At 73.6% G+C, this 12,549-nt stretch carries 15 protein-coding genes; 7 read left to right on the forward strand and 8 right to left on the reverse strand.

The genetic code is table 11. The features are described from left to right. The first annotated feature begins 1 nt into the window (after nt 1). The 5 genes from GA0070213_RS24780 (at nt 2) to GA0070213_RS24800 (ending at nt 5,208) form a co-directional block, all read left to right on the forward strand. Complete coding sequence (locus GA0070213_RS24780) at nt 2–991, forward strand: carbohydrate ABC transporter permease (protein WP_091069686.1); 990 nt, start codon at nt 2–4, stop codon at nt 989–991. Next, entirely contained in the window at nt 988–1,821 is an 834-nt protein-coding gene (locus GA0070213_RS24785) for a carbohydrate ABC transporter permease (RefSeq protein ID WP_091069689.1), read from the forward strand. Before GA0070213_RS24780 ends, GA0070213_RS24785 begins: the two co-directional genes overlap by 4 nt. After that, the gene (locus tag GA0070213_RS24790; RefSeq protein WP_091069691.1) at nt 1,818–3,185 is read left to right on the forward strand and encodes a GH1 family beta-glucosidase; all 1,368 of its coding nucleotides are present in this window, start codon (nt 1,818–1,820) and stop codon (nt 3,183–3,185) included. Before GA0070213_RS24785 ends, GA0070213_RS24790 begins: the two co-directional genes overlap by 4 nt. A gap of 19 nt (nt 3,186–3,204) precedes the next feature. Further along, nucleotides 3,205–4,212: a LacI family DNA-binding transcriptional regulator gene (locus GA0070213_RS24795; protein ID WP_091069694.1), complete on the forward strand. Its 1,008-nt coding sequence runs from the start codon at nt 3,205–3,207 to the stop codon at nt 4,210–4,212. Nucleotides 4,213–4,302: 90 nt separating this feature from the next. Next, a complete protein-coding gene (locus GA0070213_RS24800; protein ID WP_091069696.1) occupies nt 4,303–5,208 on the forward strand; it encodes a GNAT family N-acetyltransferase in 906 nt (301 codons plus the stop codon). Here GA0070213_RS24800 and GA0070213_RS24805 read toward each other — a convergent pair. Together GA0070213_RS24805 and GA0070213_RS24810 are read right to left on the reverse strand one after the other, a co-directional pair. Continuing rightward, complete coding sequence (locus GA0070213_RS24805) at nt 5,201–5,722, reverse strand: O-acetyl-ADP-ribose deacetylase (RefSeq protein ID WP_091069698.1); 522 nt, start codon at nt 5,720–5,722, stop codon at nt 5,201–5,203. The genes GA0070213_RS24800 and GA0070213_RS24805 overlap by 8 nt on opposite strands. A 1-nt stretch (nt 5,723) precedes the next feature. Beyond that, nucleotides 5,724–6,515, reverse strand: a complete 792-nt coding sequence (locus GA0070213_RS24810; protein ID WP_091069701.1) for an EI24 domain-containing protein — start codon at nt 6,513–6,515, stop codon at nt 5,724–5,726. Between the two features lie 41 nt (nt 6,516–6,556). On the opposite strand from GA0070213_RS24810, the gene GA0070213_RS24815 reads away from it, so the two are divergent. After that, nucleotides 6,557–7,543: a helix-turn-helix transcriptional regulator gene (locus GA0070213_RS24815; protein ID WP_091069704.1), complete on the forward strand. Its 987-nt coding sequence runs from the start codon at nt 6,557–6,559 to the stop codon at nt 7,541–7,543. Nucleotides 7,544–7,568: 25 nt separating this feature from the next. Here the strand turns inward: GA0070213_RS24815 and GA0070213_RS24820 are convergent, their stop codons facing one another. After that, on the reverse strand, nt 7,569–8,483 hold the full coding sequence (locus GA0070213_RS24820; RefSeq protein ID WP_091069708.1) for an SDR family oxidoreductase: 915 nt from the start codon (nt 8,481–8,483) through the stop codon (nt 7,569–7,571). Nucleotides 8,484–8,559: 76 nt separating this feature from the next. Between GA0070213_RS24820 and GA0070213_RS24825 the strand changes: the two genes are divergently transcribed. Continuing rightward, the gene (locus GA0070213_RS24825; RefSeq protein WP_091069710.1) at nt 8,560–9,231 is read left to right on the forward strand and encodes a nucleotidyltransferase domain-containing protein; all 672 of its coding nucleotides are present in this window, start codon (nt 8,560–8,562) and stop codon (nt 9,229–9,231) included. Nucleotide 9,232: 1 nt separating this feature from the next. Here GA0070213_RS24825 and GA0070213_RS24830 read toward each other — a convergent pair whose 3' ends face one another. The 5 genes from GA0070213_RS24830 to GA0070213_RS24850 form a co-directional block, all read right to left on the reverse strand. Further along, nucleotides 9,233–9,970 carry an alanyl-tRNA editing protein gene (locus GA0070213_RS24830; RefSeq protein ID WP_091069713.1) on the reverse strand — a complete coding sequence of 246 codons (738 nt, stop codon included), beginning with the start codon at nt 9,968–9,970 and terminating at the stop codon, nt 9,233–9,235. A gap of 11 nt (nt 9,971–9,981) precedes the next feature. Then, entirely contained in the window at nt 9,982–10,869 is an 888-nt protein-coding gene (locus GA0070213_RS24835) for an alpha/beta fold hydrolase (RefSeq protein WP_091069715.1), read from the reverse strand. Beyond that, a complete protein-coding gene (locus GA0070213_RS24840) occupies nt 10,866–11,180 on the reverse strand; it encodes a DUF2516 family protein (protein WP_091069718.1) in 315 nt (104 codons plus the stop codon). Before GA0070213_RS24840 ends, GA0070213_RS24835 begins: the two co-directional genes overlap by 4 nt. 72 nt (nt 11,181–11,252) lie before the next feature. Next, nucleotides 11,253–11,855, reverse strand: coding sequence for a hypothetical protein (locus GA0070213_RS24845; protein ID WP_091069720.1), 603 nt, complete (start codon nt 11,853–11,855; stop codon nt 11,253–11,255). Further along, a complete protein-coding gene (locus tag GA0070213_RS24850; protein ID WP_091069723.1) occupies nt 11,852–12,457 on the reverse strand; it encodes a helix-turn-helix domain-containing protein in 606 nt (201 codons plus the stop codon). Before GA0070213_RS24850 ends, GA0070213_RS24845 begins: the two co-directional genes overlap by 4 nt. Nucleotides 12,458–12,549: the final 92 nt, after the last annotated feature.

Consider the following 12,549-nt stretch of genomic DNA (forward strand, 5'->3'; position numbering starts at 1 on the left):
CATGGCCGTCCAGCTCGACGCCCGCCCGCCGGTCGCACCGGCCCCCCGGCACAGCCGCCCCGTCCCGGGCGCCCGGCTCAGCCGGTTCGACACGAAGTACTCGCCCTACCTCTACATCGCCCCGTTCTTCCTGCTGTTCGGCGTCTTCGGGGCCTACCCGCTGGCGTACACGTTCTGGGTGTCGCTGCACGACTGGGACCTGCTCGGCGCCGAGCACCCGTTCATCGGCCTCGACAACTACAGCCAACTGCTCGCCGACCCGGACTTCTGGCACTCCGTGGTCAACACCCTCGGCATCTTCGTCATCTCCACGATTCCGCAGCTCCTGGCCGCGCTCTGGCTGGCCAACCTGCTCAACCGCCAGCTGCGCGCCCGCACCACCTGGCGGATGGCCGTGCTGGTCCCGAACGTCACCTCCACCGCCGCCGTGGCGATCGTGTTCGCGGTGCTGTTCGGCCGCGACTTCGGCATGATCAACTGGCTGCTCGACCACGTCGGGGTGAGCGCGATCGACTGGAAGGCGAACAGGTTCGCCGCCTGGACGGCCATCTCCACCATGGTCGACTGGCGGTGGACCGGCTACAACGCGCTGATCTTCCTGGCCGCCATGCAGGCCATCCCCCGCGACCTGTACGAGTCGGCGTCGATCGACGGCGCCGGCCGGTCCCGGCAGTTCTGGTCCATCACCGTGCCGCTGCTCAAGCCGACGATCATCTTCGCGGTCATCATCTCCACCATCGGCGGCCTCCAGCTCTTCACCGAGCCACGGATGTTCAACTCCGGCACCAACGCGATCCGGGGCGGACCACTGCGCGAGTCGCAGACGGTGACCATGTACATGTTCGAGAACGCGTTCGCGCCGCACTACAACTTCGGCTACGGCTCGGCCATCGCCTGGCTGCTCTTCGCACTGATCGCGGTGGTCGCGGCGATAAACGTCCTGCTCCTGCGCCGGCTCGGCGGCGGCGCCCACAAGGAGGTCTCCCGATGACCCGCGTCTGGTCCGCCAGCCGGCTCACCTACCTGGCCCTGGCCATCTCCGCGCTGCTGTCGGTCTTCCCGATCTACTGGATGTTCGTGGTGGCCAGCCGCACCAGCGACGCCATGGGTCAGGTCCCGCCGCCGCTCACCCCCGGCGGCAACCTGGGCGCCAACATCGCCCGGCTGTTCGACAACACCGACGCCTACTTCCTCACCGGGCTGATCAACTCGGCGATCGTGGCCGTCACCGTGACGTTCTCGGTGGTCTTCTTCTCCACCCTCGCCGGGTTCGCGTTCGCCAAACTGCGCTTCCGCGGCCGCAACGGGCTGCTGCTGGCGATCGTCGCCACCATGATGGTCCCCACCCAGCTCGGCGTCATCCCGCTCTACCTGCTGATGACGAAGCTGAACTGGAACGACCGGCTGCCCGCCGTGATCGTGCCGGCGCTGGTCACCGGTTTCGGCGTGTTCATGATGCGCCAGTACGCCGGCCAGGCGGTCAGCACCGAACTGATCGAGGCGGCCCGGATGGACGGCTGCAACACCGCCCGGATCTACTGGAACGTGGTGCTGCCCGCGCTGCGCCCGGCCGCCGCCGTGCTCGGCCTGCTCACGTTCATGACCACCTGGAACGACTTCCTCTGGCCGTACGCGGTGCTCAACGATCCGGAGAACCCGACCGTGCAGCTCTCGCTGCGGGCCCTCTCCGACGGGTACTACCAGGACATGTCCCAGGTGTTCACCGGAACGGCCATCGCCACGCTGCCGCTGCTGCTGGTGTTCGTCCTGTTCGGCCGCCAGATCATCGGCGGGATCATGGAAGGTGCGGTGAAGGCATGACGGATCTCCGTTTCCCCGAGGGCTTCGTCTGGGGGGCGGCCACCGCCGCGTACCAGATCGAGGGCGCCGCCCGCGAGGACGGTCGCGGCCCGTCGGTCTGGGACACCTTCAGCCGTACGCCGGGTGCGGTGTTCCAGGGCCACAGCGGCGACGTCGCCTGCGACCACTACCACCGGTACGCCGAGGACGTCGCGCTGATGGCCGAACTGGGGTTGCGGGCCTACCGGTTCTCGGTGGCCTGGCCCCGGATCCGGCCGGACGGCACCGGCCCGGTCGAGCCGCGCGGGCTGGACTTCTACGACCGGCTGACCGACGCGCTGCTGGAGCACGGCATCGACCCGATCGTCACGCTCTACCACTGGGACCTGCCGCAGGCGCTGGAGGACCGGGGCGGCTGGACCGTCCGGGACACCGCCGAACACTTCGCCGACTACGCGGTGGCGGTGCACCGCTGCCTCGGCGACCGGGTCCGCACCTGGACCACGCTCAACGAGCCGTGGTGCTCGGCCTACCTCGGCTACGGCAACGGGGTGCACGCGCCCGGCCGGCGCGACGCCGGGGACGCGTTCCGGGCCGTACACCATCTGCTGCTCGGCCACGGCCTCGCGGCGCGGGCGCTGCGCGCGGCCGGCGCGGAGACGCTGGGGATCACGCTCAACCTGGCCGACGTGCAGCCGGCGGACGCCGGCAGCGCCGCGGACGCCGAGGCGGTGCGCCTGGTCGACGGCCTGCACAACCGGATCTTCCTGGACCCGCTGACCGGCGCCGGCTACCCGGCGGACGTGCTGGCGCACGTCGAGCGGATGGTGGCGACCGACTTCGTCCGGGACGGCGACGAGAAGGTCATCGCCGCGCCGCTGGACCTGCTCGGGCTGAACTACTACTCGCCCACCTACGTCGCCGGGCGGGCGGACGGCGCGGGCGGCAGCGCCTACCCGGGCACCGAGGGCGCGGTCGAGTTCCTGCCGGCGACCGAGCCGGTCACCGACATGGGCTGGACGATCGAGCCGGCCGGGCTGACCCGGCTGCTGGAGCGGGTGGCCGCCGACCACCCCGGCCTGCCGTTGTTCATCACCGAGAACGGCGGCGCCTTCCCGGACGCCGGCCGGGACTCCACGGGCCGGGTGGCCGACGCCGACCGGACCGCCTACCTCGACGGCCACCTGCGCGCCGCGCACGAGGCCATCGCCCGCGGGGTCGACCTACGTGGTTATCTCGTATGGTCGTTGCTGGACAACTTCGAATGGGCCGAGGGATACCGGAAGCGGTTCGGGATCGTCCACGTCGACTACCTGACCCAGCGGCGCACGCCCAAGCAGAGCGCCCGCTGGTACCAGGAGGTGATCGCCCGGAACGGGCTGTGACGAGGTGGTGGTTACGGGGATGACGACGGCACATCGACCGACCCTGGAGGCGGTGGCCCGGCGGGCCGGCGTCTCCCGGGCCACGGTCTCCCGGGTGGTCAACGGCTCGACCACGGTCGCCGAGTCGATCCAGCAGGCGGTCCGCCGGGCGGTCGAGGAACTCGGGTACGTCCCGAACCTCGCCGCCCGTAGCCTGGTCACCCAGCGCACCGACTCGGTCGCGCTGGTCCTGCCCGAGGCGGCCACCCGGGTCTTCTCCGACGACCAGGTGTTCCCCGGCATCATCCGCGGCGCCGCCCAGGAACTGGAGGCGGCCGACAAGCAGCTCGTGCTGATGCTGGCCGGCTCCCCGGCCGGGCACGAACGGGTCGAGCGGTACACCACCGGACGGCACGTCGACGGCGTGCTCTTCGCCTCGCTGCACGGCGAGGACCCGCTGCCCGGCCGGCTGGCCCGGCTCGGCATCCCGGTGGTGTGCAGCGGCCGGCCGCTGGACGGCGCCGAGGTGCCGTACGTCGACGTCGACCACACCGGCGGCGTGACCACGGCGGTGCAGCACCTGATCGCCGCCGGGCGGCGGCGCATCGCCACCATCGCCGGGCCGCAGGACATGGTGGCCGGCATCGAGCGGCTGATCGGCTACCGCACCGCGCTCACCGGCGCCGGGCTGCCGGAACTGGTCGCGTACGGCGACTTCACCCGGGAGTCCGGCACCGCCGCGATCCGCGAACTGCTCGCCGCCGACCCGGAGCTGGACGCGGTGTTCGCCGCCTCCGACCTGATGGCGCACGCCGCCCTGCGGGCGCTGCGCGAGGCCGGGCGGCGGGTGCCCGAGGACGTCGCGGTGATCGGGTTCGACGACATCGAGACCGCCGCCTACACCGAGCCGCCGCTGACCACCGTGCGGCAGCCGATAGTGGAACTGGGCCGGGCGATGACCCGCCAACTGCTGCGGATCACCGCCGGCGAGCACGTCGAGCAGGCCCTGATGCTCCCCACCGAGCTCGTCCTCCGCGATTCGGCGTAAGGCGGGGCCCCCGCTTAACGCATTCTGCATAGGCGGGGGCCCCGCTTAACCGCTCGCGCGGCCGGCACCGGAGTGGCTAGGGTCGCGCCGATGAGTGAAGCCGAGATCCGTCGCGCCCGCCCCGACGACGCGCCCGCCGTGGTGGCGCTGCGCGCGGTGGTCTTTCCCTACCTGGTCCGGGGCGTCGAGTCGACCCGCCGGATGATCGGCCAGCCGCCGCCCGGCGAGGACTGGGCGGCCTGGGTCGCCGAGGCGGACGGGCAGGTGGTCGGCTGGGTGTCGGCGTACCGCAACACGCAGACCTCGACGCCCGGGGTGGGCGAGCTCGCCACCCTGCACGTCCACCCCGACCATCGCGGTCGGGGCGTCGGCACCGCGCTGCTCGACACCGCGCTCGACCACCTGCGCACGCTCGGGTCGACGCGGGTCCTCACCCATGCCCGCACCGAGTCGCTGCCGTTCGCGCAGCGGCACGGCTTCACGCCCAGCCGCGAGCTGCGCTACTCCGCGCTCGACCTGGACCCGGCCCCGCCGATGCCGGAGCCGCCCCCGGGCGTACGGCTGCTGCCGATCGCCGGGCTCGACCCGCACCGGGTCTACCGGGTGGACTCCGAGTCGGCCCGGGACGAGCCGGGCGACGTGCCGGTCGACGCCCTCGGCTACGACCTCTGGCTGCACGAGTGCTGGGAGAACCTGGGGCTGGACCGGGACGCCAGCACCGTCGCCGAGATCGACGGCGAGCTGGTCTCGCTGAGCCTGGTGAAGCGGGACGGCGACCGGATGTGGTCGGACTTCACCGGCACGCTCGCCGCCCACCGGGGGCGGGGGTTGGGGCGGCTGACCAAGCAGGCCGCGCTGCACCTCGCGGCGGCGCGTGGGGTACGCACCGCGTACACCTCGAACGACGAGGCGAACGCGCCGATGCTGGCGATCAACGCGGCCCTCGGCTACCGGCCGGTGGACAGCCAGTGGTCGTGCCGGCGCACGCTCAGCTGAGCCGCCCGGCGGCGACCCGCACCGCCGTCGCGTAGGTGTCCGCGCCGAACAGCACCAGCCGCGCCTCGACCAGGTGCGTCGGGGTGGCGGCGTGCAGCACGGTCAACGCCTGCGCCACCGCGTCCTCGACCGGCCAGCCGTAGATCCCGGCCGAGATCAGCGGGAACGCGATCCGGGGCGCGCCCAGCTCGTCGGCGATCCGCAGGCTGGTGGCGTAGCAGTCGCGCAGCAGCGCGGACCGGTCCTCGCGGGGCGAGAAGACCGGCCCGACGGTGTGCACCACCCAGCGCGCCGGCAGGTCGCCGGCCGTGGTGGCGACCGCCTGCCCGGTCGGCAGCCCCCGCCCGTAGCGGGAGGCGCGCAGCGCCCGGCACTCCGCCAGGATCGCCGGGCCGCCCCGGCGGTGGATCGCGCCGTCCACTCCCCCGCCGCCGAGCAGCGACGAGTTCGCCGCGTTGACGATCGCGTCGACCTGCTGGGCGGTGATGTCGCCCTCGATCAGCACGGTGTCCATCTCATCGCTCCTCGACGTGCTGGCCCAGCGACCGGCGGGCCAGCAGGGCGGCCCCGGCGACGGCGGCCGGCATGACCAGCACCGCGCCGAGCGGGATCAGGAAGCACAGGAAGACCGCCACCCCGAACCCGAGGGCGGTCGGCCGGTCGGCCCGCAGCCGGGCCCGCCGGTCCGGCAGCCGCATCCCGCGCCGGTAGAACGGCGCGCCGACCAGTTCCAGGGCCAGGAACCAGCCACCCACTGCGGCACCGACCACCGGCACCACCGTCTGGCCCACCAGCGGGATGAAACCGGCCGCGAAGAGGGGTACGCCGATCAGCGCGGAGATGGCCACCAGGCGCAACGAGTCGACGATGCTGCGCCGCAGCGAGGCCCAGAACGGCACGTCCACCTTGCCCGGGGTGCCGCCGAGGCGGTCCTCGACCCGCTCGGAGATGGCCTCGTAGAACGGGTCGCCGACGGCGAGCGTCACGGCGGTGAAGGTGAGCACCCCGACCAGCGCGGCCACCCCGACGACGGCCAGCCCGGCGGCGACCCGCAGCAGGCCGCGCGGGGTCGTCGACCAGTCGTCGGCGAACGGGGTGAGCCAGGCGGCCAGGTCGTCCACGAAGTAGATCAGCGTGGCGAACAGCGCCAGGTAGAGCGCGCCGGAGATCAGCGCCGGCACCACGCCGAGCAGCATCAGTTTCGGGCTGCGGACGTACATGCCGAAGCCGCGCAGCAGCAGGCCGGCGCCGCCGAGGAAGCGGCCGACCGCGCCGGTGACGGGCGCGACGGTACGGGAGGCGTTCACGACGGCACAGCCTAGTGGGCCCACGCACGCACAATGGGGGGGTGCGTGCGTCGCGGCTGATCTCGTTGGTGCTTCTGCTCCAGTCCCGGGAGACGATGACCGCCGGCGAACTGGCCCGCGAGCTGGAGGTGTCCGAGCGCACCGTCTACCGGGACGTGCTGGCGCTCTCCGCCGCCGGGGTGCCGGTCTACGCCGACCGGGGCCGGGCCGGCGGCTACCGGCTGCTCGGCGGCTACCGGACCCGGCTGACCGGGTTGAGCCGCGACGAGGCGGAGGCGCTGTTCCTGGCCGGGTTGCCGGGACCGGCCGGCGACATGGGACTGGCCGACGCGGTGGCCGCCGCCGAGTTGAAGGTGCTGGCCGCGCTGCCGCCGAGCCTGCGGGACGCGCCGGCGCGTACCGGCCAGCGGTTCCACCTGGACGTGCCGGGCTGGTTCCGGGAGTCCGCGCCACCACCTCTGCTGGCCGAGCTGGCCCGGGCGGTGTGGCGGGACCGGATGGTGGAGCTGCGTTACCGGCGCGGCGATCGGGAGGTGGGTCGCACCGTCGCGCCGTACGGGTTGGTGCTGAAGAACGGGGTCTGGTATCTGGTCGGCCGGGTCGGTGAGGCGTGGCGGACGTACCGGGTGGACCGGGTGGTCGACGTCGAGGAGGGCGCGGACGGGTTCGACCGGGACGAGCGCTTCGACCTCGGGGCGTACTGGCGGGAGCAGGCCGGCGCGTTCCTGCGCGAGCTGTTGCGGGAGCGGGTCACCGTGCGGCTCGGCCCGGTCGGCCTGCGGCTGCTGCGGCACGCGGTGGACGCGGCGTTCGTCTACACCGAGGCGGTCGCCGCCGCCGGCCGACCCGACGGGCAGGGCCGGCTGGTGCTCCGGCTGCCCGTCGAGTCGGTCGACGTGGCGTACGCCCAGCTGCTGGCGCTCGGCCCCGAGGCGGAGGTGCTGGACCCGCCGGAGCTACGGGCGCGGTTCGCCGAGGCGGCCCGCCGCGCGGCGGCGCTCTACGCCGACGACACCGGTCGGCGTTGACCGATGTCCCGCCGCCCGACACCGGTCAGCGGTAACCGGAGTCGTCGGCCGGCTTGCCCGGCGCGACCACCTCGTCGTGGTAGCGGGCCCAGTGCGGGCGGGTGCCGTCGAGGTCGGTGAAGCCGTACTCCTGGGCCAGGCCGCCGCTGTCCAACGACTGGCCGTTCCAGCGGTGCCGGTCCGGGTCGGCGGCCAGCGCGACCACCGCTCGCCCGACGAACGCCGGCGTCTCGGACATGACGAAGTGCGGGTCGGTCCTCGCGCCGTCGCGCCAGTTCGCCTCGGTGACGCCGAAGTGCTCCAGCATCGCCTCGGAGCGCAGCCAGCCGGGGGTGAGCGCGACGGCGGTGCCGCCGTGCGGGGCCAGCTCGTGCGCCTGGGTGAAGCCGAGCCGGTTCACCGAGACCTTCGCCAGGTCGTAGAAGACGGACAGCCGGTAGGTCGCGTCGTTGTACGCCTTGGTGCCGTCGCCGATCTCGACGACCAGCCCGCCCGGCCTGCGGATCAGCAGCGGCAGCGCGAAGTGGCTGGTGATGATGTGGGTGTCGACGGCCAGCCGCAGCGTCCGGAAGCCGGCGTCGAGCGGCTGTTCCCAGACCGGCTTCTCCCAGGTGATCAGCGGGTCGGCGCCCCAGATGTCGTTGACCAGCACGTCGAGGCGGCCCTGCTCGGCGTCGATCCGCTCGACCAGCGCGCGTACCTGCTCGGGGTCGAGGTGGTCGACGGCGACCGCGATGCCGGTGCCGCCGGCGGCGGTGACCAGTTCGGCGGTCTCCTCGATGGTCTCCGGCCGGCCCATCTCGGAGCGGCGGTCCCGGGTGGTGCGGCCGGTGGCGTAGACGGTGGCGCCGGCGGCGCCGAGCTGGACGGCGATCTGCCGGCCGGCGCCGCGGGTCGCGCCCGCGACGAGGGCGACAGTTCCGGTCAGTGGTGGGTTCATGGGCTCCACCGTGTCACCGATACCTGACAACCGAAGTCTGGTTTCCCGAGGGAGTCGGATCCGCGATCATGGCGGCATGCACCTGCTGCTCTCCGGCATCGTCGGCTCGGTCGCTTACGGGCTGGCCGGGCCCGGCTCGGACACCGACCGGCTCGGCGTCTTCGCCGCGCCGACCGTCGCGTTCCACGGCCTGCGCCCGCCCCGGGAGTCGGTGGTCACCACCGACCCGGACGTCACGCGGCACGAGGCGCGGAAGTACGCGCTCCTGGCGCTGAGCGGCAACCCGACCGCCACCGAGCTGATGTGGCTGCCGGAGGACTGCTACGAGACACGCACCGCGTTCGGCGAGCGGCTGATCGACATCCGATCGGCGTTCCTCAGCGCGCCCCGGGTCCGCGACGCCTACCTCGGGTACGCGGCGCAGCAGTTCCGCAGGCTCGCCGCCGCGCCGGCGGACACCGGCGGCCGGCGGCGCTCGGCGAAGCACGCCCGACACCTGGCCCGGCTGCTGCACCAGGGCCGGGTGCTCCACGCGACCGGGGTGCTGGAGATCCGGCTGGCCGACCCGGAGTGGTTCCGCGCGTTCGGCGAGCGGGTGGCCGCCGGCGCGCTGGACGAGGCGCAGGCGCTGGTGGCGGACGCCGAGGCGGAGTTCGACCGGACCCGCTCGCCGCTGCCGGAGCGCCCGGACGAGGCGACAGTGGAACGGTGGCTGCTCGACGTCCGGGCGGCGTACCTGCCGCGCTGACTCAGTCCGCGAGCCGGACCCGTACCCGGCGGTTGGCCCGGCCCTTGCTCTCCACCTTGACCACCTGGACCTTGCCGATCTGGGCGGTGGACGCGACGTGGGTGCCGCCGTCGGCCTGCACGTCCAGCCCGACGATGTCGACGATCCGCACCTCCTGCTCGCTCGGCGGGATCAGGTTGGACTGGGTGCGGATGATGTCCGGCAGGGCCAGCGCCTCCGCGCGCGGCAGCACCCGGACGGCGACCGAGCGGTCGGCGGCCACCTCGGCGTTGACCAGTTCCTCGATGCGGGCCTTGAAGTCGGGCGGCACCTCGGGAAGGTTGAAGTCCATCCGCGCTTCCCCGACATCCATATTTCCACCCGTGACGAGCGCCCCGAAGTCCCGGAACACCACGCCGCAGAGCACGTGCAGCCCGGAGTGGGTGCGCATCAGCATGGTCCGGCGAGCGTCCTCGACCGCGCCGGTGACCTCGGTGCCGACCGGCGGCAGCGGGTCGCCGTCGACCGGGATCAACCAGAGGTCGTCGGCCTTGCGGGTGCCCGCGATCCGGGTCTGCACGCCCTGCCAGAGCAGCACGCCGTGGTCCGGCGGCTGCCCGCCGCCGCCCGGGTAGAACGCGGACCGGTCCAGCACGATGCCCTGCTCGGGGTCGGCCGCCAGCACCCGGCAGGTCCACTCACGCAGCGTGGGGTCGGCGAGGTCGAGGCGGTGCGTACGGCCGTGGTGTGTGACGCCCATGTCGGGCGACGTTACCCGTTCAGGAACGTCGAGATGCGCCCTCGCAGGTCGGCGCGTTCGGTCCAGAGGACGCCGGGCCTGTCGTACACGTGCAGGGTGGCCGCCGGCAGCGCGGCCGCAAGCTGCTCGGCGACGGCGACCGGGTGCAGGTCGTCGTCGGCGCAGGCGATCACCAGGGCCGGGGCGGTGACCGCGGCGAGCGCGGCGGCGTCGTCCAGGGCGGCCTGCTCGGGCAGGCCGGCCAGGCCGGGCGCGAGCCCGTCGCGCAGCAGCTGGTCGAGCCGCTGCCGCAGGTAGGCCCAGCCGGCCGGGGTGTTGCGGACCGACGGCGGCAGTTCCAGCGACACCGCCTCGGCGAGCGCGTGCGCGTCGCCGTCGGCCACCGCGTCGAGCAGGCCGGTGAGGCGGGCCCGGGCCACCTCGCCGCGCGGCGTGTCCAGCACGGCGGGCAGGAAGAAGACGAGCTTCTCGAAGCGTTCCGGGCTCTCGGCCAGCAGCCGGCACAGCGCGCCCGCGCCGAGGCTGGCGCCGAACGCCCGGGTGGCGCCGCCCAGGTCGGCGACCGCGCGCAGGTCACGGGCGAGGTCGAGGTAGGTCCACGGGCCGGGTGGGGAGTCGGACCGGCCGTGCCCGCGGAACTGGAAGAAGATGCGGCGGCCGGTGACGCCGCTGCCGAACGGCCGGGTGGTGGCGATGCCGTTGCCGAGCCCGTGCGCGAACACGGTGACCGGGTCACCGACCCCGGTGACCAGGCGTTCCAGGCTCACGCCGTGCGGGGTGGCGACCAGCTCCGTCTCCGGCTCGGGCAGCGCCGGCCGGCCGGTCCGCGGCCCGCCGGGACCGGGCCCCCAGGTGCGGGGACCGCCGTCCGGCGGCGGGGGCCAGCGGAAACCTCTCACCAGGACCCTCGACCGTCGTGCAGGTCCCGCAGGCCGGGCCGCACGTCGAGCAGGTAGATGAGACCGGCGGCGATGCCGACCAGTCCGAACAGGCTGATCGGGCCGAAGCCGAGCAGGGTCAGCAGCATGCAGACCGCCAGGATGGCGACCCAGCCCCCCTTGGGGAGGGTGCCGATCGCGGCGAACCCGTCGCCGCGCTGGGTGACCGCGTGCACCAGGGCCACGCCCTGGATGACCAGGGCGAAGACGAGCAGGATCAGCTGAATCACGGAGCGTACTTCGAACGCGAAGATCGGCGCGGCGTAGGCCATGTCGGCAAGCTTATGCCGAGACCCCGGAAACGTCCGACAGGACGCTGTCCGGGGTCTCGGTGGAGAGTCCTGTCACTCGGCGGCCGGGCGGGTCCGCTTCGTGGTCTTCGGCAGCTTGGCCGACGGCGTGGCGGCGGCCTTGGTGGCGGTCGCCTTGGTGGCCCGGGTCCGCTTCACGGCGGCCGGCTTGGCGGCCACCGCCTCGGCCACCTCGGCCGGGCTGGGCGCCTCGGTCTTCGGGGCCACGGTCGTCGGGGCGGTCTGCTCGGTGGCCTCGATGTCGGCGTTCACCGTGTCGGCGGCCTCCAGCACGCCGGCGCCGACGACCCGCTCACCGCGGGCGACCAGCTCGGCGTACGCGGCCAGGGCGCGCTCCTGCGCCGCGTAGGCGCCGGACACCACGGCGGCGGCGTTGCGGGTGGCGGTCTCGCGGAGCCGGTCCAGGTTGGCCGCCTGGCGGAGCTGGTCGAGGTCGGTCGTCCGCAGCGTGTCGGTGGCCTTCTGGCGCAGCTCGTAGCCGGTGCCGACGGCCTTGCCGCCGAGGTCGGTGACGACCCGGGTGCCGAGACCGCTGACCACGGTGGGCAGCTTGCGGAGCTGCTCCAGGGCCAGCTCACCGGCGCCGGCGGCGGCGTAGAGGGGGGCGGGGATGCGGTTGGTCTTCGGCTGGGTCATGACTGCTCCTCTTCGGCCGCTCCGGCGGCCTTCCGGGCCGCCCGGCGGGCGGTCGTGCGTTCACGGGCGGCGGTGGTCGGTGCGGGCGCGGCGCCCGCCTCGGTGACGGCGACCGACTCGAGGACCGCCTCGGTCGGGGTGCCGTCGGGCGTCACGGGGCCGGTCGCGGCCGGCGCGACGGTGGCCGGGGCCTCGGCCGCGGCGGCCGGCTCGGCCTGCTCGGCCGGAGTGGCGGTGGCGGTGCCGGTCGCCTCGGCGAGGCGCGCGTTCTCGCGGCGGAACGTCTCGTAGATCTGGGTGAGCGACTGCTTCTGGGCCATGGTCAGCTCGCCGTCGACCGCGATGGCCGCGAGCACGCCCTGGCCCTCCTTGTCGTCCAGCAGCCCGGCCCGCAGGTACATGGCCGGGGTGGAGACGCGCAGCGCGCTGGCGAGCTGTTGGAGCACCTCGGCGCTCGGCTTGCGCAGCCCGCGTTCGATCTGGCTCAGGTAGGGATTGCTGACGCCCGCCTGCTCGGCGAGCTGACGCAGCGAGATCTTCGCGTTGCGTCGCAGGTCGCGAATGAACCCGCCGACATCGGGAAGGTCCTTGCTGGTGGCCATGGTTCCACCGTAACGCGGCCTGCTAGCTGCTGCAAGCAAAGCGCTAGCCAGAGTTAGCGAGGTCACCACAAGCCGGTTGCGGGCCCGGCGTC

The organism is Micromonospora humi (genome assembly GCF_900090105.1).
In the GTDB taxonomy this organism is placed as follows: domain Bacteria; phylum Actinomycetota; class Actinomycetes; order Mycobacteriales; family Micromonosporaceae; genus Micromonospora; species Micromonospora humi.